This is a genomic window from Dasania sp. GY-MA-18, from assembly GCF_024734385.1.
GTDB lineage: Bacteria > Pseudomonadota > Gammaproteobacteria > Pseudomonadales > Dasaniaceae > Dasania > Dasania phycosphaerae.
Window position 1 is genome coordinate 15,851 of sequence record NZ_JANHAP010000010.1, and the last position, 19,144, is coordinate 34,994.

General features: G+C 47.4%; 17 protein-coding genes. 5 read left to right on the forward strand and 12 right to left on the reverse strand.

Annotated features, from left to right (window positions below; translation table 11 throughout):
* Nucleotides 1-25: 25 nt before the first annotated feature.
* From clpB to rluD, 3 genes are all read right to left on the reverse strand, one after another.
* Nucleotides 26-2,623, reverse strand: coding sequence for an ATP-dependent chaperone ClpB (gene clpB, locus NO559_RS12460; protein WP_258332180.1), 2,598 nt, complete (start codon nucleotides 2,621-2,623; stop codon nucleotides 26-28).
* Between the two features lie 117 nt (nucleotides 2,624-2,740).
* Nucleotides 2,741-3,499, reverse strand: coding sequence for a peptidoglycan editing factor PgeF (gene pgeF / locus NO559_RS12465; RefSeq protein ID WP_258332181.1), 759 nt, complete (start codon nucleotides 3,497-3,499; stop codon nucleotides 2,741-2,743).
* A complete protein-coding gene (rluD, locus tag NO559_RS12470; RefSeq protein ID WP_258332182.1) occupies nucleotides 3,483-4,436 on the reverse strand; it encodes a 23S rRNA pseudouridine(1911/1915/1917) synthase RluD in 954 nt (317 codons plus the stop codon). The genes pgeF and rluD overlap by 17 nt, the downstream gene beginning before the upstream one ends.
* 132 nt (nucleotides 4,437-4,568) lie before the next feature.
* On the opposite strand from rluD, the gene NO559_RS12475 reads away from it, so the two are divergent.
* From NO559_RS12475 to NO559_RS12495, 5 genes are all read left to right on the forward strand, one after another.
* Nucleotides 4,569-5,447 carry an outer membrane protein assembly factor BamD gene (locus NO559_RS12475; RefSeq protein WP_258332183.1) on the forward strand — a complete coding sequence of 293 codons (879 nt, stop codon included), beginning with the start codon at nucleotides 4,569-4,571 and terminating at the stop codon, nucleotides 5,445-5,447.
* Nucleotides 5,448-5,465: 18 nt separating this feature from the next.
* Complete coding sequence (gene nadE, locus NO559_RS12480) at nucleotides 5,466-6,314, forward strand: ammonia-dependent NAD(+) synthetase (protein WP_258332184.1); 849 nt, start codon at nucleotides 5,466-5,468, stop codon at nucleotides 6,312-6,314.
* 40 nt (nucleotides 6,315-6,354) lie between these two features.
* The gene (locus tag NO559_RS12485) at nucleotides 6,355-7,962 is read left to right on the forward strand and encodes a PAS domain-containing sensor histidine kinase (RefSeq protein WP_258332185.1); all 1,608 of its coding nucleotides are present in this window, start codon (nucleotides 6,355-6,357) and stop codon (nucleotides 7,960-7,962) included.
* Between the two features lie 26 nt (nucleotides 7,963-7,988).
* A complete protein-coding gene (locus NO559_RS12490) occupies nucleotides 7,989-9,353 on the forward strand; it encodes a sigma-54 dependent transcriptional regulator (protein WP_258332186.1) in 1,365 nt (454 codons plus the stop codon).
* Nucleotides 9,354-9,426: 73 nt separating this feature from the next.
* The gene (locus NO559_RS12495) at nucleotides 9,427-9,981 is read left to right on the forward strand and encodes a GspH/FimT family pseudopilin (protein ID WP_258332187.1); all 555 of its coding nucleotides are present in this window, start codon (nucleotides 9,427-9,429) and stop codon (nucleotides 9,979-9,981) included.
* A 57-nt stretch (nucleotides 9,982-10,038) separates the two neighbouring features.
* Here NO559_RS12495 and NO559_RS12500 read toward each other — a convergent pair whose 3' ends face one another.
* From NO559_RS12500 to ispH, 9 genes are all read right to left on the reverse strand, one after another.
* Nucleotides 10,039-10,503: a type IV pilin protein gene (locus NO559_RS12500; protein ID WP_309149074.1), complete on the reverse strand. Its 465-nt coding sequence runs from the start codon at nucleotides 10,501-10,503 to the stop codon at nucleotides 10,039-10,041.
* A 46-nt stretch (nucleotides 10,504-10,549) separates the two neighbouring features.
* Nucleotides 10,550-14,095 carry a pilus assembly protein gene (locus NO559_RS12510; protein ID WP_258332188.1) on the reverse strand — a complete coding sequence of 1,182 codons (3,546 nt, stop codon included), beginning with the start codon at nucleotides 14,093-14,095 and terminating at the stop codon, nucleotides 10,550-10,552.
* 47 nt (nucleotides 14,096-14,142) lie between these two features.
* A complete protein-coding gene (locus NO559_RS12515; RefSeq protein ID WP_258332189.1) occupies nucleotides 14,143-14,688 on the reverse strand; it encodes a PilX N-terminal domain-containing pilus assembly protein in 546 nt (181 codons plus the stop codon).
* A gap of 63 nt (nucleotides 14,689-14,751) precedes the next feature.
* Nucleotides 14,752-15,774 (reverse strand): PilW family protein, encoded by a 1,023-nt coding sequence (locus NO559_RS12520; protein ID WP_258332190.1) that lies wholly within the window; start codon nucleotides 15,772-15,774, stop codon nucleotides 14,752-14,754.
* 15 nt (nucleotides 15,775-15,789) lie between these two features.
* Nucleotides 15,790-16,260 carry a type IV pilus modification protein PilV gene (gene pilV / locus NO559_RS12525; RefSeq protein ID WP_258332191.1) on the reverse strand — a complete coding sequence of 157 codons (471 nt, stop codon included), beginning with the start codon at nucleotides 16,258-16,260 and terminating at the stop codon, nucleotides 15,790-15,792.
* Between the two features lie 18 nt (nucleotides 16,261-16,278).
* Entirely contained in the window at nucleotides 16,279-16,809 is a 531-nt protein-coding gene (locus NO559_RS12530; protein WP_258332192.1) for a GspH/FimT family pseudopilin, read from the reverse strand.
* A gap of 184 nt (nucleotides 16,810-16,993) precedes the next feature.
* The gene (locus NO559_RS12535; RefSeq protein WP_258332193.1) at nucleotides 16,994-17,824 is read right to left on the reverse strand and encodes a sterol desaturase family protein; all 831 of its coding nucleotides are present in this window, start codon (nucleotides 17,822-17,824) and stop codon (nucleotides 16,994-16,996) included.
* Between the two features lie 51 nt (nucleotides 17,825-17,875).
* Complete coding sequence (locus NO559_RS12540; RefSeq protein ID WP_258332194.1) at nucleotides 17,876-18,040, reverse strand: PEP-CTERM sorting domain-containing protein; 165 nt, start codon at nucleotides 18,038-18,040, stop codon at nucleotides 17,876-17,878.
* Between the two features lie 135 nt (nucleotides 18,041-18,175).
* Complete coding sequence (ispH, locus tag NO559_RS12545; RefSeq protein WP_258332331.1) at nucleotides 18,176-19,123, reverse strand: 4-hydroxy-3-methylbut-2-enyl diphosphate reductase; 948 nt, start codon at nucleotides 19,121-19,123, stop codon at nucleotides 18,176-18,178.
* Nucleotides 19,124-19,144: the final 21 nt, after the last annotated feature.

Consider the following 19,144-nt stretch of genomic DNA (forward strand, 5'->3'; position numbering starts at 1 on the left):
CCGTTTTTTTATTACCTCTTTTATTTTACTCTTGCGCCTGCACGGCTCCCTGAGTAAATACCACCTGCTCGCCATCAAGCTCAGCGCTAATACTGGCCCCTGCCACAAACTTACCTTGCAATAAATCCTGCGCTAAAGGGTTTTCTATGTATTGCTGTATAGCCCGCTTTAAAGGTCTGGCGCCATAGACTGGATCAAAGCCTATGCTGGTAATTTTATCCATTACCGCATCACTAAGCTCCAAACCTAAGCCTTTCTCTTTTAAACGCTTGCGCAATATCGCTAATTGTATATCGGCGATGCCGCGAATCTGAGCCTGATCTAAGGGGTGGAACACCACGCTCTCATCGATACGGTTAACAAACTCAGGGCGGAAGTGCTTACCTACCACCGCCATTACCGCAGCCTTCATTTGCGGGTAATCGCCGTGGCTGACTGCCAGTTCCTGAATAACATCAGAACCTAGATTAGAGGTCATCACTATCACAGTATTACGAAAATCTACGGTGCGGCCCTGGCCATCGGTGAGGCGGCCATCGTCTAATACCTGCAATAAAATATTAAAAACATCGGGATGCGCTTTTTCCACCTCGTCGAGCAATAACACTGAATAAGGCCGGCGGCGTACCGCCTCGGTTAAATAACCACCCTCTTCATAACCTACATAACCGGGAGGCGCTCCCACTAAGCGGGCGACGGAATGCTTCTCCATAAACTCCGACATATCAATACGCACCATGGCCTCTTCGGTATCAAACAAGAAGCTAGCCAAGGCTTTGCATAATTCCGTTTTACCCACCCCAGTTGGCCCCAAAAAGAGAAAAGAACCATTGGGACGATTGGGATCAGCCAAACCTGCCCGCGAGCGGCGCACGGCATTGGCAACTGCAGTGACCGCCTCGTGCTGACCCACCACACGCTGATGCAAAAACGACTCCATACGCAGTAATTTTTCACGCTCGCCTTCCAGCATTTTGGATACGGGTATACCGGTCCAGCGCGAAACCACCTCGGCAACTTCTTCGTCGGTGACCTTATTACGCAACAAGGTCATCTCCATCATTTCGGCTTGGCCAGCCATATCCAGTTGCTTTTCTAACTCGGGAATTTTGCCGTATTGCAACTCGGACATACGAGTTAAGTCACTGGCTCTTTGCGCGGCTTCTAACTCTACCCGCGCTTGCTCCAAGGCCTCTTTAATTTTTTGCGAACCGTGCAGGGCCGCTTTTTCGGACTTCCATACCTCTTCCAAATCGGCAAATTTTTTCTCTGCTTTTTCTATATCTTTATTCAAAATATCCAACTGTTTTAAGGCGGCAGTATCGCTGTCTTTTTTTACCGCCTCGCGCTGAATTTTTAATTGAATTAGGCGACGCTCAAGCCTATCCAAATCTTCGGGCTTGGAGTCTATCTCCATACGTATACGGCTACCGGCCTCGTCGATTAAATCGATAGCCTTATCGGGCAACTGCCTATCGGTAATATAACGCTGTGACAACTTAGCGGCGGCAATAATAGCGGAGTCGGTAATATCGACACCGTGGTGCACTTCGTAACGCTCTTTTAAGCCGCGCAAAATTGCGATGGTATCTTCTTCACTAGGTTCATCCACCAGCACTTTTTGAAAGCGGCGCTCTAATGCAGCATCTTTCTCTAGGTATTGCCTGTATTCGTTTAAGGTGGTGGCGCCCACACAGTGCAGTTCACCACGCGCCAAGGCAGGCTTTAACATATTGCCTGCGTCCATAGCGCCTTCGGCTTTACCGGCACCCACCATGGTGTGCAGCTCATCAATAAATAAAATGACCTGACCTTCTTGTTTAGACAATTCGTTTAACAAAGCTTTTAAACGCTCTTCAAACTCGCCGCGAAATTTTGCACCCGCCAATAGCGAACCTAAGTCCAAGGACAACAAGCGTTTGTTTTTTAAACCTTCGGGCACCTCGCCATTAACAATACGTTGCGCCAAGCCCTCAACAATCGCGGTTTTACCTACGCCGGGCTCACCTATTAAAACGGGGTTGTTTTTAGTGCGACGCTGTAACACTTGCACCGTGCGACGAATCTCATCATCGCGACCGATCACTGGGTCTAACTTACCCTGCTCGGCGCGCTCAGTTAAATCTATGGTGTACTTTTCTAAAGCTTGACGTGATTCCTCAGCAGCAGGATCATCAATAGTATCTCCGCCGCGCACTTGCTCTACAGCTTCTTGCAAAGATTTTTTATCTACCCCTACATCTTCCAATAAGGAAGCAATCGTGTTTTTAGTTTCAAACAAAGCCAGTAAAACTGTCTCGCAGGATATATAAGCATCTTTTTTTTGCTGTGATAACTTATCGGCAACATTCATTAAACGCGCCAAATCGTTAGACATTAAAATATCACCGGCACCGCCTTGCACTGTAGGCAAAGCCTCTAAGGCATCGGCAATCACTTCACGCAAACGGCTAATGCTCGCACCCGCCTGAGAAAGCAAAGGGCGTACGGAACCACCACGCTGCTCCAGCATGGCTGATAATAAATGTATGGGCTCTATAAACTGCTGGTCTTTGCCTATCGCCAGGGACTGGGCATCGGACAATGCCGTTTGTAATTGATTGGTTAAACGGTCAACTCGCATGACTCACCTCTATAAAGTGTAATAAGCCCTGTAGGCCATGGCTTATTCATAATAGTTACTAATAAAAAAGAAGTGTGGGCTTAATCTTGAATATCAAGTGTGCAGCTAAAGAAAAGCCTATGCTTTGCGATAAATCAAACTTGCCATACGGCCGGTGACGCCATCGCGCCGGTAGGAGTAAAAACGCCGTTCATCAGCATAGCTGCAATACTGGCCACCGTAGATTGCAGCTACGCCCACCGACTGTAGTTGATTGCGCGCTAATTGGTATAGGTCAGCCATATAATGCTGCGGCCTATGACTGGCAGTAAATGCGTTTTGATTGCGGACTTTAAGCGCCACAAACTGCTGGCGCACCTCAGCGCCCACCTCAAAATATTGAGCGCTAATTGCCGGGCCCAACCAAACCAATAACTGCTGCGGCTGAGCCTGCATCCTAGCCACGGCCCGCTCTAAAATCCCTGCCACCAAGCCTCGCCAACCAGCGTGTATAGCCGCCACCTGAGTACCGGCCTGATCGCATATTAGCACTGGCAAGCAATCCGCAGTTTGCACTACGCAAACACGATTTAAGGCTGAACTAATAGCGCCATCGGCGTCCACATGCTCAGGCGCAGAGGGCGTCAGCTCGATAATGTCAGTACTATGGGTTTGATTAAGCCACACCGGCGCTGAGGGAAGCCGGCATTGCTGGCTAATAATTTGGCGGTTGCGCTGCACATTTGCCGGCTCATCCCCCACATGCGTAGCAGGGTTTAAGCTGGCGTAGGGTGGCGCGCTAACGCCCCCCTGACGACAGCTAACCCAGGCAACAATGTTGCTGGGGGCTGGCCAATCCGGCTGTAAATAATCGCCGGGCTTAGCTGTCGTGCTCATTAAGCACAACTAATAACTGCTGCATATCGGCGGGCAAATCCACTTCCCAGGCGATTTCTTCATCCGTATCGGGGTGGATAAGCTCCAACCGGCGAGCGTGCAGGGCTTGGCGACCAAAGCCACGCAGAGTATCGATTAACTCGTTACTAGCGCCCTTAGGAATACGCGGGCGCCCCGCATACATAGGGTCACCCACCAGCGGGTATTTAATATGTGCCATGTGCACACGGATTTGATGGGTACGACCTGTTTCCAGCATGCAGCGCACATGGGTATGGTGGCCGTAGCGCTGTATTACCCGGTAGTGAGTAATCGCCTCTTTACCACCGATTGCCGATACCGCCATTTTTTTGCGTTGCTTAGGGTGCCTGGCCAAGGGCTCGTCCACAGTGCCGCCGCCGGTCATACGGCCCATGCACACGGCCTCATACTCGCGATGCACGGTGCGATCTTGCAGCTGATTGACCAAATGGTTTTGCGCCGCGAGGGTCTTGGCGACCACCATTAACCCCGAGGTGTCTTTATCCAGCCTGTGGACTATACCCGCCCTAGGCACACTGGCCGAATCGGGGTAGTGATGCAATATGGCATTTAATAAGGTACCGCTGCCATTGCCAGCACCGGGGTGTACCACTAGGCCCGCAGGCTTATTAATCACCAGCAAGGCCTGGTCTTCATAGACTATATCCAACGCGATGGCCTCGGCCTCCCAGCGCTCTTCGTTTTCCACCTCTACCGCTAAAGCCAGCTGCTCGCCGCCTATGAGCTTATCGCGGGGCTTTTTCACCTCGCCATCAACCGTGAGCACGCCCTCTTTAATCCACTGCTGTAAGCGGGCGCGGGAATAATCGGGGAACAACTGCGCTGCCACTTGATCTAAGCGTGCGCCACGCAGGTCATCTGGGACCTGAGCATGCAATTGGATAGTTTCTGCCATTAGGGGCCTTTATTTATAAGCAGCGCACTTTATGCGAAACAGTGGCTGTGGTTAAATACTCGGCTTGCATCTAGCAAGACCTTGCGGGAACAATAAAGCCGCATTGTATATGAATTTTGGGGATATCGTTGAATGAACACAGTAGTTAAGACCATTTTTCTGAGCGCGCTGCTAGGCCTTAGCGCCTGCGCCACCGACGATGTCTCCCCGCAGGACCTGAGCGAGCGCGAATTATACGATAGAGCCCAGCAAAGCTTGGACGATATGCGCTTTGATACCGCCGTTAAGCGCTTTCAGCTATTAGAAGCCCGCTTCCCCTTTGGCCCCTATGCCGAACAAGCTCAACTAGAAATCATTTACGCCCACCTGCGCAGCATAGAGCCCGAGGCCGCCATCGCCGCCGCAGACCGTTTTATCCGCCTACACCCGCAAAGCCCCAACCTGGACTATGCCTATTATATGAAGGGCTTGGCCAACTACACCGAAGGCGATGGTTTTCTAGACCAGTTTATGCCCACCGATATGACCGAACGCGATCCCGGCTCAGCTTTAAAAGCCTTTGAAGATTTTCGTCAGCTACTGTACCGCTTTCCTGATAGCAGCTATGCCCCTGACGCCAGAGCCCGTATGGTTTACCTGCGCAACCGCCTGGCCCGCTATGAAATCAATGTTGCCAACTACTACTTTAAACGCAAAGCCTATGTAGCCGCCGCCAACCGTGGCCGCTATGTGGTTGAAAACTATAGCCAAACCCCCGCTGTAGCTGATGGCTTGGCGGTTATGATACAGGCCTATATGTTACTGGGCTTAGATGACCTGGCTGAAAACTCATTAAAAGTCTTAGCCAGCAACCATCCCAAGCATCCCTCTTTGGATAAAAAAGGTCGCTTTATCCCCAAGTTCACCCTAGAGGATGAAGAGGGTTCTACGATTAATAAGCTAACCTTGGGCTTATTTGATAGAGCTGATCCCCCTAAGTTTGATAACCGCCCCGATTACATGATTCGCTAAGACTATTGATAAATTACTATGACCAACACTGAGCTAGCACAGCACATCATCCAAGAAATGCGGGTACTGCCCCACATAGATGTAGATTTTGAAATACAGCGTAGAGTGGGCTTTATTAAACAGCAATTACAGGCCTCAGGTTTAAAACACCTCATACTAGGCATTAGTGGCGGCATAGACTCCACCACCTGTGGCCGCTTAGCGCAGCTAGCCGTTAACGAACTCAATGCCGACGACCCAGCTAAGCCCTATCAATTTATTGCCGTACGCCTGCCCTTTGGCATACAAGCTGATGAGGACGACGCCCAAGCCGCAGTGGATTTTATTCAACCCAGCCAGCGCTTGAGCTTAAATATTAAATTAGGTGCCGAGGGTATACACGAAGAGACTTTACTCGCCTTACAGCAAAGCCAATTGCTAAACGCCCCGCAGGCCGCCATAGACTTTTCCAAAGGCAATGTAAAAGCCCGCACCCGTATGGTGGCGCAATACCATGTGGCCGGTATTTTAGGTGGCTTGGTATTGGGCACCGATCACTCCGCCGAAAACATCACCGGCTTCTTCACCAAATGGGGCGATGGCGCCTGTGACTTAGCGCCGCTGTTTGGCCTTAGCAAACGCCAGGTTAAGCAATTAGCACAGAAGCTAGGCGCGCCCGCGCAACTGATAGAAAAAGCACCTACTGCCGACCTAGAATGCCTAAGCCCACAAAAAGCTGACGAAGACGCCCTGGGCATGAGCTACGACCAGCTGGATGATTTTTTAGAAGGCAAAGCTGTAGAGCCTGCCATACTGGAAAAGATTATTAACATCTATACTAAGACCCAACATAAGCGCGCACCTATACCCACGATCTACGATAACTAGCGGCTTACACAACATCCAATAATTAATAAGTGGCCCTGCGTTGAAAACCTCCAGCCTAGAATTAGCCGAACAAAAAACACAGGCGCAAAACCTTACCCTGCTTAAGGTATACAGCGTATATAGGCTAATACTGGCAGCAGGTCTCTTATTCAGTTTTTATTTTTTTGATGAAAATCGCATAGTCGGTAATATCAAACCCACGTTATTCATCTACGCAGGCTACAGCTACCTTATTATTAACATGCTCAGCTGTGGCTTTATATTGCCGCGGCTTAAACCCTTAGGTAAGCAACGTTTATTTCTCACGTTTTTTGTAGACATAGTTGCCATATTATTAATAGTCGACAGCACCGGTGGTGTTAAGAGCGGTCTAGGCATTTTGTTGGTAGTCATTATTGCCGCCAGCAGCATAGTGATTACCGGCCAAATAGCGACACTGCTTGCCGCCATAGCCAGCATCTTCCTGCTAGCCGATACCTTTCGTTTAATTGCACAAAACTATTTAACCCAATCCAGCATCTTCCCTAGCGGGGTGTTAGGGCTGGTTTTGTTTGCCACCAGTTTTTTTATTCAGTCGCTATCGCAGCGCATGCGCAAGTCGCAATTAGAGGCAGAGCAAAGCGCCGCCCAAGCACAGCGCCAAGAACGGCTCAACCAGCTCATAGTGCAACGCATGCAAACCGGTATTATTGTTACTGACAATAGCGGCCGCATTACCACTAGCAACCAGGCCGCCAAAGCTTTATTAAATAACAGCAATAGCGACATATTACCCCCCGTATTATTTCAGCAGCTGTCGCAATGGCTATCCTCACCCAGCATACGCCACCAACCTTTTAAAACTTCCGAGTCCGGCCCAGAAGTGCAGGCCAATTTTTCAGGCTTAGATAATGAAAAAGAAACCCTAATATTTTTAGAGGATAATCGCCAAATCACCCAGCGCGCCCAAGATATTAAACTGGCCTCATTAGGCCGACTAACCGCCAGCATAGCCCATGAGATACGCAACCCTTTAGGGGCTATCAGCCATGCAGCACAGCTATTAAAAGAGTCTACCCACCTAGCCGATGCTGACCTGCGACTGAGCGGTATTATTCAAAATCATTGCCAACGCATGAATCAAGTCATAGAAAACATATTACAATTATCGCGCCGCAAAGCTCCGAGCATAGAAACCATCAACCTCAACGAATGGCTAGAGCAGTTTATTATCGACTTCACCCAACATCACCCCGATGCGGTAATACGCTTATTGTCTTTGCACCCCAACTGCCTAGCAACAGTAGACGAAAGCCAGTTACAGCAAGTGCTGAGCAACCTAATGGAAAACGGCATACGCTATAGCAAAAAGAAAACCGGACAGGGCAGCCTACAACTTATCGTCAATATTGATGACAATAAAAAGCTGCCTTACCTGGATATAGTAGATGATGGCGAAGGCATCTCCAGCGAGCAGCAAAGCCATTTATTTGAACCCTTTTTCACTACTGAATCATCCGGCACCGGCCTAGGTTTATTTATTGCTCGCGAAATGTGTGAGGCCAATCAAATACGCCTAGACTATCTTATCAATAACGGCAAAAGTACCTTTAGACTCAGCTTTTCCCATCACGAAAAGCGCTTGTCTCAGCACACGCCGCTAAACTAAATGCCTACTTACCCAAAAGCACTGCCATGACTAAAGCACATATTTTAATTATTGATGATGAACCCGATATACGTGAGCTATTAGAAATCACTATTAGCCGCATGGGACTAAACACCAGCAGTGCTGCCACCGTAGCGGAAGCTCTGGCGCTGCTCAACAGCGGCAGTAAGTTTCACCTGTGCCTAACAGATATGAAACTGCCCGATGGTCAGGGCCTTGATATTATTGAGCACATACAAAACCATCTGCCCGAGTTGCCAGTCGCCATGATCACCGCCTTTGGCAGCGTGGAAACCGCCATTAGCGCCTTAAAAGCAGGCGCCTTTGATTTTGTTAACAAGCCTATAGATTTGGAGCGACTGCGCCAGCTAATAGAAACAGCTTTAAAACTAGAACTTACCGATAGCAACCCACAGTTTGAGCAAGTACAACTACTGGGCAATGCGCCCGCCATACAAAAGCTGCGCGGACAAATAAATAAACTAGCCCGCAGCCAGGCGCCGGTTTATATCAGCGGTGAGTCCGGTAGCGGCAAAGAAGTGGTCGCCCGCCTAATCCACAGCAATGGCCCGCGCAGCAGCAACCCCTTTATACCGGTCAACTGTGGTGCCATCCCCTCAGAGCTAATGGAAAGCGAATTTTTCGGCCATGTTAAAGGCAGTTTTAGCGGCGCTATAGATAATAAGGTAGGGCTATTTGAAGCAGCCAATGGCGGCACTTTATTTCTTGATGAAGTAGCCGACCTGCCCCTGCCTATGCAAGTTAAGTTACTGCGCGCAATCCAAGAAAAAGCCATACGCAAAGTCGGCAGCAATGACGAAGTCTCTATCGATGTACGCATACTGAGCGCCACCCATAAAGATTTAAACAAGGAGGTAGAACACGAACGTTTTCGCAATGACCTGTTTTACCGCATCAACGTAATAGAACTAAACGTACCACCGTTACGCGAACGCGTCGAAGATATACCCTTACTGGCCGACTTTAGCCTCAGCAAACTGGCCCAAGAGTGGCAGACTAAAAAACCAGAGCTCAGCACTAGCGCCATTGCCGCCCTCAACCAGCACAGCTTCCCCGGCAACGTGCGTGAATTAGAAAACACCCTAGAGCGCGCTGCTACTTTATGTGAAGGCAATATTATAGAGGCCCACGACTTACAGCTAATTAACCCAGCCCCCACTAACACCACAGAAACCACTAACAGCAGCCTGCCATCCAGCGAAGCCGCCTTTGGCGACCTAGACGGCTACTTAGAACAAATAGAAACGGCAGCGTTGAAAAAAGCCCTGGAACACTGCCGCTGGAACAAAACCGCAGCCGCGGAGTTACTGGGAATCTCTTTTAGGCAAATGCGCCATAGAGTGAAAAAGCTAGGGCTGGACGATGATTAAAATTTGCACAGCCGTGATTTTTAGGTAGAATCGGCCAATATAACAATAATCAACGCAACCAAGGATGGTCGCTATGAAACTGCAGCAAGCAGCATATACGCTTATAGAGCTACTCACCGTATTATCCATCACAGCTATATTAATAGGTATGGCGCCACCGGCCTTTCAATCTCTGGTCAATAAGCACAAACAAGACGCTAGAACTGAGCACTTTTATACCAGCATTCAGTACGCCCGCTTATTGGCGATTGAAGAGGGGCACATCATCTCACTCTGCACCTCTATAGATGGCATTGTTTGTAACAAGGCGGCTTCAAATTATCTAATCGTATTTCACGATGAAAATAATAATAAAAAAGTTGATAACGATGAGCTCAAACAAAAAGTGAACATCCAAGCATTGGACTCACTAATCAGCATCAAAGTATCTGCGGGCCGGCACTATATTCGATTTCGTCCCGATGGCACCGCCATCGATTTTGGCCGCATCAAGATATGCCCTCTCAGCCAAAACAATAATTATGCCGACGAGCTAGTGCTTAACTACGGTGGTCGGCTACGGCAGGGGCAAGATGCCGATAATGACGGCATTGTTGAAGGTAAAAATGGTAAGAATATACAGTGCTAACAACAAATAATGGCACTAGGCCCTAGTGACTTAGTGCCATTACTTAATTAAGCATCACTAGCAGCTTTTCTTCCAGCAATTTTCAGTGCCCGCCAAGGCCCCGTTATTATTTCTATCCCAAAATTTTTCGCCAGTACTTCTTAGCTCTATAAAACCATCACCCGCTTGGGCGTTTTTGGGTATAGCCCGCAGTATATAAGAAGTTCGGTCGGCTTGGTTGATGACCAAATCATAATACTTTGTACCACCATCTAAAGGAGCCTCAGTGGCATATATAACAGGCGCGGCATTAGCGCCTGCGGCTTCATCCCCTACGTCGCCATCCGCGTTGGCATAACTGCCGTTATTGGTAAACTCGCGTTCCATCGCAGAAGCAAAGCCAGCCATAGCCGACATAGCATCGGCACGGCGGCTGGCCGTCACATTTTCATTGTAAGCCGGTATAGCGATCGCAGCTAAAATACCTACTATCGCTATTACTATCATTAGCTCTATTAAGGTAAAACCTTTTTGTTGATTCATTAATAAACCCTTTAAATATCCAACTTATAAATTGTTAAGCTTGGCACTATTGGTACAGTTCTTCCCAGCCTAAACGGCCCTCGCGTGTAGTTTCCTCAAGTTCCAACTTATCATGATCTAATGTAGATTTAGCCGCACTACCGCTATAGCCTGAAGTGTAACGGTTATTACCCAATACCTTAGATTCTGAAGGCAAGCCATTAGCATGATAGGCTCCTACATAATCAATATCCTTTACATCAATCACGCCATCGTTGTTAGCATCAAATACCGCATTAGCAGGTGCCAAACCCGTTTCAAAATCCACCGTCATTAGCCAACCCGTACCACCGGCCTCACACTTAACAGAACTAGGTATTGAGGTATTAAAAAACAGTATGTTACTAATAATGGTAGAGCGGGTGATGCTGCGTTCACCAGAAGTAATAAAGGGTATATACCAACCATACTGTTGCGAACCAGAGGTACCAGCCCAGTCTACCGCGTTACCACTAATATTACGCACTGGGAATCCAGAAACCGTAGTCTCAGTTAGCACTCTAGGCTCTAAATCGGAAACACTTAACGGCGTTTTATTTTTACTACCAGGGTCATTAACCGCATAGAATGCCTGATTATCCGTGTTGGTAATATCGCCGTTTACCACATACTGCCCGGTACCAAAGAACACTGTCTCACCCGTAGTGCCAGCAATTCTTGCCACTAAAGGCGTAGTAGTAATTGGCTGCAAAGCTTTAGAGGCATCGCCCGACAAGCTATCGGCGGTAGTTTGGAACATGGGCTCAGGTGATGAGCCGGCACTATAACAAGAGTCCCACTGCCCTGAATTAGTGGCTGAAATATCAAAACACCATAGGTTTCCGTATAAATCACCGGCATAAACCTTGTCTGCTACCGAGTCACCATCTAAATCGACAACGCGTGGAGAAGACAAACCATTGGGGAAAGTGGTATTACCCACACCAGTATCTATCTCTATATAGTCGCCAGCATCCCCCCAGCCATCCATGCCCTCTTCAATAAATAATATATAAAGTTTAGCCTTGCCGTCGCCGCCACTGTTATAGCCATTACCCACAACCACAGCCCATTTGCCTGACTGTGTCATAACAATAGTTGAGCGGCTAAAGCTATAACCTAAATCTTCATCACCCTTACTATTATCAGTACTGGCGGCAAACTCCCACAGAACAAAATCATCGGCATTATTTGCATCAAAATCAGTATCGCTAATATCTAAAGCATATAATCCACGACCACCACCTCTAGCGCCCCCTACCAAAATTGTACGCCAGGCATCGACGCCGCCAGTAGGTTTAGTGATATGTACATCAGCTACTGACACGGTTGCATCCACATAAAAATGATGGCCACTGTTGTAATCAGCTTCTGTTAAGTAATGGTAACCCTCTTTACTACCGGCACTGCTGATAAAGTTAGGTACATAAGCCATAACCTCATCACCACCATTATCAGAGGTTTTTAAGTTGGCGTTAAAGCCGTGAAGCATGCCATCGTTAGCACCTACATAAATCATAGGTTCACGCTCTTCATTGGCAGAGCTAGCGGGCGGAACCACATTAAACTGCCCCTTCCACCAGCTGTAAGAACCTTTGTTAGCACTATTATCCGCATCCTCTGGGAACGGCGCGGTGGCTGGGTAGCTAGCCACTGGGTCACCCACAAACACCGGGCTGGAATTAATAATATCGCCCAAACGGCTGTCGCGATTACGGAAGGTAGTGCCCTCTAAGCTACGGTCACCTCGCAAAAACTCCAACACTTGTTCGGCAGTGCCGGCTGCAGCAGCATTTAAATCCGAAGTCATTACGGTGGACAGATTAGAGGCATTTAAATTTGCAACTGTAAATGCCAAGCCTTCGCTGCCATCATAGGTGTAAATTTTACGGTTGTTATAGTTAGCTGCATCCAGGATAGATGAAGCCTCCCACATTTCATTTACCGATGAAATATCATTTGAGGTCTTGGTGCTGCCATTATCTAAAAATAAACCAGTAGCTGGGTCTAGGGCATAGTTATATAACTTGCCGCTCCACTTGCTAGAGTTGAACTGGGCGACGAATACCGATGAGCCAGTATCCAGTGAACTACTGTTAAAGGCTACCGAGGCAACACTACCCACCTGCTCGGAAATACTGGAAACAGCACTGTTGAAAGCATTGACCAATTCACTGGCATTAGCCGCAGTATAAAAGCCAGGCGTAGTCACGCCATTAACTGTGCCCCCGCCGGTAGCACCACCAGCTGCGCCAGCATCTATCATTAAGGGGTCATTAATTACCTGATCATCGGCAAAGCCTATCATATAGGTAATTATATTTTGCTTATCTTCTGGCTCGTTAGGTGTTGTATCGCCATCATCTAAATCGGGGCGTAAATCTATATCATTTAAAGCCAAAACTACGTCATCTAAATAGTCCGAGCCCGCTGACTCATATCTATCATCTCTTTCTTGCTGGCTTGCAGCTTTCATGTCATAGCCAAATTTACATGAACCTGCTCCCTGGCAATCACCGTCGTAATCGCGCAGTATCACGTTATCAATATCCCTATCACTTTGCGGCCTACCATCGGTCAGCGCCACTATAAAATTACTCTGACATTGATACTGTATTGCCGGATCAGAGCTGCTGGGAACGGTCTCGCCACTATCGTATTCAGGAGTAGTTACAAAGACTGAGCTGGCTGTATCCGTGGAAGAGCTTTGCCCCACTGGATTCAAGGTGATGGTTTGCGAGTGGTGACCTTGAACAAAATACCGACCCAAACTTTCAAAGGACTCCGCTAGCGGCGTAGAACCACCACCCGAAATACCACTAATAGAATTTTTTAAATCAGTTTTATGGCTGGAGTCATCGACATCATCTAGCCCCTCTAAAATTCTGGCACGACTACTGCCATAACGCGACAAGCCCACCCTTGCCGAACTCATCGAGTCTACCAACGTAGTCGAGGCCGTTTTTGCTATATCCAAACGCCTCTCAACCCCTGCTTTAACTCTAGCATTGGCACCAAAATTATCGCCTTTAGCTTGACTGGCGTTGGAAAAGTACCAGTTCAGATAATTACCGGTATATTGAGCTTGTAGATAGCCACTGGGGTATTTTTCATTACCGCTGCTTCCCGCCTCACCATACAAACGGGCCTCATAACTAGCATTCGTATCAAAACATTTTTTAGTACGCCCAGTTATACCTGTGCCACCACTATTTTTACCCCAATCATAATAAGTGCCGCCATAATTAATATAAACATCGCCATCGCTCTGTATACGTACATCAACCCGGCTGCCTGTGCCCAGAGTCATAGAACTTGGGCAGTTTACATAATCAGTTGCAGCATTATAGGGCGTATCAGGCACTACGTTGTTCATGGAGCCCGAGCTGTCAATCAACAACATAATGTTAGGATCAGCAAAGCTTTGTATCTCTAATGGCGTATTAATTAAAGTCGTATCGGTAATAGGCTCTGCAGCATGAGCACCGGCAATTACCCCTAGCTGAATCGCCGTTACTGCTACTGCATTCGCGGTATGCCACTTATAGCTTGTTGGTTTAAATATTTTACTCATGGTCTGTTCCTCTTAGACACTCACTTCTTTTATACATAAAAGAAATGCTATAAACGCACACCGTAATATGACTGGATAATTCTTACCGATCTGCCATCTCGGCTCTCGCCTCTAGCGGTAACCCTGAAACCTTTTACTTCTGCGCCTTGACTAGTGTATTCCTGCTGCATGTTTAAAAACCCCGAACTGCCGGACTCTGTTTTATCGGAAATATTTTTATTAACTAACTCAATCATGTACTTGCCTGCTGGCACATTGGTGCTAGTAGCCGTAGTAGCCACCACATGCTGAGTAGCTGAACTCCAGTTTGCGTGGCCAAACATCGCCGTTTTATAAGGAGCCATGCCTGTATTGTATAGGCCACCAGTACCGTTATCGTTAAAATCACCGGTAGTGACTATAGTATCCAGATACTCCTCAGCATCGGCCAGAGCCGCCTCTGCTGCCTGAAACGCCAAATAGCTTTCGCGCACTGAACCCGTCATTTTTTCTTGTAATAAAATACCCCGGGAGCTAGATAGTGCCGCTGCCGTCATTACCAACATGATAATAAGGCTAATAATTAACACCGCCCCTCGCTGCGTTGTTTGCATTGCAGGGGGTTGTCTTAAATGCGTTTGATAAATCTTTTTCATTACACAGGCTCTCTTTAACTTTTAACCATCCATACGGTTACGAATATTAGCCACGGCCGTATACACTTTTCGCAACTTGCCATCTGCCGCTATGGTGGCGCCATTAAATTCGACCGTGCCATTGGGGTTAATCGAACTGTCGGCGCTGGCCACCAGCAATAAAACACGTATAGCGATAACATTGTCCATATCCGCTACCGTTGCCGCGGTGCGGTAAAAATCGACTACCTTATCGCCAGTAGTATCCTCACCATAAAGAATTTGCATATCCTCTACATCACTGACCATTTCTTGCGGCGTATCGTCATTAGTCGCTACAAATAATGATGTGGTACCACTAACGCCAGTGGATAAAAAATAGGTTTTTTGCTGTGGCAAAATAATGCCTGCATCACCTTGATATTTTTTTGATAACTTGCCGTTCGCATTACCCACCACCGTGACCACACCGGTATTGTGAACAACGGTGCCTGAATTATTGGGGTTAGCATTCGATATTTCAAAAATATCCCCGCCTGCACAATCAGACACCATGATAATGTCACCCCTAGCTAAGCCATTATCTTTATTTATATGCAAGGCGTTGGAATGATAGGGGGGCACTAAATGTATGCTGGTGCCACCCGAGGCCCCCGAAAGCTTTAACACATCGGTATCAACCTTAGCATTAACCCCATTTACGGTATGGCTGGCGGCTACATTATCCCAGCCGCGCACCCCACCCTTAGTCAAACTATCCACCACATCCTTGGCCTGTGAATTATAATTAGCATGGCTTTGATCTAAATTGTTGGTAAAGTTTGAAGAGTTATCTGCCTGGCAGCCCCAGTAATCGGCCATACGTATATCTTTAGCTAATAACTCCATCGCAAAACGACCACTTTCTTGCACCCTGGCAAAAGCACGCTGCATATTATTAGACTGGGTATTACTGATAAAAATTTGACTAACACCCAGCATTAAAAATGCCCCCAGCGCCAGGCCTATCATCAGTTCTATTAAACTAAAGCCCCGTAATTTATTTTGATATTTTATCAAGCTCACTGTTAACCCCTTTGCCTACATACGCACAACTAGTGATATGGAATCTGTGGCACCACCGGTACCCTGCCCCTCTGATTGTGACCAGCGCACATTAATAGTAAACGCCCCCGCAACTAAGGGGCTAGCATCTATACTGCCTTCACCGTTGGGCAGGCTGTCATCTAAATTTTGTTTCCACTCGGCCAAATCATGTTGAAACATAGTGGCCGCACCTAAAGAACCGGGAGAGGAATAACTAGAGGCATAACTAATATTATTGTAGTGGCCGGCATCTACGCCTAGCGGGTTAGCCCGCATACGCTCGCTCATTTCATAGGCTAGTAACGTGGCCTGGTAGCGAAACTGGGCATTATTGCCATTTTTTAAGGCGTTATATTGCAAGCCCACTAAACCTAAGATACCGATGGCTAACACTATCATAGTGATTAGCACCTCCATCATGGCGATACCTGATTGCCGTCTAGCTTTATATATTTTTGTATTCACCAATAAGCACCTTTATCTTTATAAACAAGCGGTTGTTTGCACATTCATAATGCCTGAAACCAGCATAGTAATGACTCGCCCTGTTTCACCTGCCCGGTCATCACAAATGGTGATCACTTCGTCATTTGTCATCTGGCCAGCACCGGCATCATCCTTGGTCATGCCGCTAGGTTTAAAAGCTATGGCGGTTCTGTCGTCATCACTATCAAAGGTCATACTGGCATGTGCTGCTGGTAATACTCGCAAAGTAGTACCACCACTAGTGACGGTCATACCACCACCCCACTCGTTATTACCAGCGGCATTATTCGCCGTTACTACAACCTCGGCCCCTAGTTTAGCGGCCTCGGCACGAGCGTAGCTGAACACACCGACTAAATTGTGGGTGTCGGATTTAATGCGGTTGTTTTTAATCAGGGTATTCATAGACGGTACCCCCATAGTCATAATAATGGCCAGAATAGCAATGGTGATCATTAGCTCTATCAGGGTGAAGCCCTTTACTCGCCTTACACTGGCACAAAATTGATTGTTATAGCTTTTAAACAAATGAACGCCCTCAATAATGACCTACAAATAATTGGTCTTGTCGCAGGCCTTACTAATAGACCCACTGCATTAAAATGGTGTGCAGGATACTTTTTAGCTTAAAAATACGCTAAGCCAAAGTTTTAATAGACTAAAGTAGCAATATGACGATGAATGGCATCGGCAGGCATACAGCCCCAGCCATTTAAGGTGTATCGGTAGTTTGTGGCTTTGCTGTTGATACGGGCGATGAACTTGCAGCGCGAAAAGGCTGGCTTAGCATAGCAGGCAGCCATACTTCAGTGGCACCGTTAAAGCCCTTAACACCAACCACCTCTGCATCCACGCCCAGCGCGGGCTCAGGCGTATAGGTATTAAATAATTTATCCCAACACACAAAGATGGTCGAATAATTACTATTACCCTCTTTATAGTCTATGGAGTGATGCACACGGTGCTTATCGGGGGTAATGAGCAAACGGCTCAACAGGGATTCTATAGGTGCGGGGATTTTAATATTGGCGTGAGTAAAAAGGTCGTAGCAACTAACAACGGCTATATACGTTAAAATCAGCTCAGGGCTAGTGCCTAACAAGTAATAAAAAGCAATGCTAAGGCCGTTATCTACCAACATTGCAGCAGGGTGGGCGCGAAAGCTGGTAAAGACGTCTATATCTAAGTCACTGTGATGCACCCGGTGCAAACGCCACAACATAGGCACGGCATGAAACAGGCGATGCTTGATATAAGCCCAGAAATCTAAGGCTAAAAATCCAATAATAAATAAGCTGATATCATCCAGTGGCAGCCAGTTAAGCAGCCCCCAAGGTTGTACAGCCAAATACCAATCACTGACAACAAAGGCACCCACTGCCAGCCAACGGTAGATAAAGCTATTTAATAAGAAAAGTAAGAAGTGGTTAAACCATCTTAGCCACGTAGGCTGCAGCAGTACTCTGCGAGGGGAGATAGTTTCCCAAAAAACAAAGGCGACAATCGTGAAGTAAAAGGCAATTTCAGCAATATCTACGTCCATAAACCCACTACTAGCAAACTGCGCCTTTGTTATTGGTAGATCAATGTAAAACTATTTACGCTTATTGCGATGCAATAAAGCCATAACTGCAATCGCGCCAGTTAGTAACGCAAAAGTGCCTGGCTCAGATACAGGAACTACGCTACCAGCAAAAGCTGTGTTAGCCATTGTAACTACCGCTAGAACCATACCGCTTTTTAATAAAGTGTTTTTCATTGATGACCTCTGTTTTGGTTAGCTATCTAAAAGATTGAGCCCTTACTAGTGCAAAAGGCAAGCCAACAAAAATAAGCCATTGAAAAACCTAGTTTTTTTAAATTTATAATTATAACGCCAAGCATTGCTGTCAATTTAATCGACAGCGTGCAAACGCAGCTCTTTGGGTAATGAGAAGGTGATATTTTCCTCCACCCCAGCCATCTCTACAGGCCTTTGCGCCCCCAAGTCACAAAGATGGTCTATTACCTGCTGTATCAAAACATCCGGGGCAGAGGCACCGGCAGTAATACCTATAGTTTTTTTATTAGCTAGCCAGCTGGCATCTATATCACTGGCTGTGTCTATCAAATAGGACTCCGTGCCCATGCGCTGGGCCAGCTCGCGCAGGCGGTTGGAGTTAGAGCTATTGGGTGAGCCCACTACCAGCATCAGGTCGCACTCAGCGGCCAGCTGTTTTACTGCATCTTGGCGGTTCTGGGTGGCGTAGCAAATATCGTCTTTGCGGGGGCCGGCGATATTGGGGAATTTTTGCCGCAAGGCATCGATCACTTGAGCGGTATCATCCATAGATAGAGTGGTTTGGGTAACATAGGACAGTGCATCGGCATTGCGTACCTGCAACTGCTGCACCTGCTCTACGTCTTCCACTAAGTATATGTCACCCCCTTTAGAGTGATCATATTGGCCCATGGTGCCTTCTACCTCGGGGTGGCCTTTGTGACCTATCAATACACATTCGTGGCCATCGCGTGAGAATTTAGCCACTTCCATATGTACCTTGGTCACCAAGGGACAGGTGGCATCAAATACCCGTAGGCCACGCTGGCGTGCCTCTTCCTGCACCTTTAGCGAGACCCCGTGGGCGCTAAAAATCACGATAGTATCGTCGGGCACTTCGTGCAGCTCGTCTACGAATATCGCACCGCGGTTGCGCAGGTCATCCACTACAAATTTGTTATGCACTACTTCATGGCGCACATAAATGGGTGCGCCAAAAATAGATAGCGCACGATTGACTATTTCTATAGCCCTATCAACACCGGCACAAAAGCCGCGTGGGTTAGCTAGTTTTATGTGTATGGGGCTAGAAGTATTCATGGC

Coding starts and splice junctions, on each gene's coding strand:
- NO559_RS12475 (WP_258332183.1), top strand. CDS start 4,569: ATGAACACAGTAGTTAAGACCATTTTTCTGAGCGCGCTGCTAGGCCTT.
- NO559_RS12540 (WP_258332194.1), bottom strand. CDS start 18,040: ATGAAAAACACTTTATTAAAAAGCGGTATGGTTCTAGCGGTAGTTACA.
- rluD (WP_258332182.1), bottom strand. CDS start 4,436: ATGGCAGAAACTATCCAATTGCATGCTCAGGTCCCAGATGACCTGCGT.
- pgeF (WP_258332181.1), bottom strand. CDS start 3,499: ATGAGCACGACAGCTAAGCCCGGCGATTATTTACAGCCGGATTGGCCA.
- nadE (WP_258332184.1), top strand. CDS start 5,466: ATGACCAACACTGAGCTAGCACAGCACATCATCCAAGAAATGCGGGTA.
- NO559_RS12515 (WP_258332189.1), bottom strand. CDS start 14,688: ATGCAAACAACGCAGCGAGGGGCGGTGTTAATTATTAGCCTTATTATC.
- NO559_RS12495 (WP_258332187.1), top strand. CDS start 9,427: ATGAAACTGCAGCAAGCAGCATATACGCTTATAGAGCTACTCACCGTA.
- NO559_RS12490 (WP_258332186.1), top strand. CDS start 7,989: ATGACTAAAGCACATATTTTAATTATTGATGATGAACCCGATATACGT.
- clpB (WP_258332180.1), bottom strand. CDS start 2,623: ATGCGAGTTGACCGTTTAACCAATCAATTACAAACGGCATTGTCCGAT.
- NO559_RS12535 (WP_258332193.1), bottom strand. CDS start 17,824: ATGGACGTAGATATTGCTGAAATTGCCTTTTACTTCACGATTGTCGCC.
- NO559_RS12500 (WP_309149074.1), bottom strand. CDS start 10,503: ATGAATCAACAAAAAGGTTTTACCTTAATAGAGCTAATGATAGTAATA.
- NO559_RS12510 (WP_258332188.1), bottom strand. CDS start 14,095: ATGAGTAAAATATTTAAACCAACAAGCTATAAGTGGCATACCGCGAAT.